This window comes from Pseudomonas persica (assembly GCF_900291015.1).
In the GTDB taxonomy this organism is placed as follows: domain Bacteria; phylum Pseudomonadota; class Gammaproteobacteria; order Pseudomonadales; family Pseudomonadaceae; genus Aquipseudomonas.
Genome location: NZ_OLKL01000102.1, coordinates 1 through 280, shown reverse-complemented (window position 1 = coordinate 280; position 280 = coordinate 1). Strand labels below are relative to the sequence as shown.

Annotated in this window: 1 pseudogene; it reads right to left on the bottom strand. The window is 62.1% G+C overall.

What is annotated here, in order from left to right:
• Positions 1-280, bottom strand: a pseudogene (locus tag FQ664_RS25865) (lipid kinase YegS); the annotation flags it as partial.

Genomic DNA, 280 nt, shown 5'->3' with positions numbered 1-280 from the left:
ACGTCAAGCAAACCGTCGTTGACCATGGCTTCGGGGCACAGCACCTGCCCTCCCCCAGCCTGTCGGCCATTGCCGATACCCAGCGCCAGCAAATCCCCTTGCCAATGGAAGCCCGGCCCCTGTAGCTCCACCGAAGCCGCCTGTAGCTCACTGAAGCGGGACAACCCGGTGAACAGGTAAGCCGCAGCGCCCAGCACTTTCTTGAGGTCTTCGGAGGTATTGGCAGTGACCTGGCTGCCAAAGCCACCCGTGGCCATGTTGAGGAACAGCTGATCGCCAG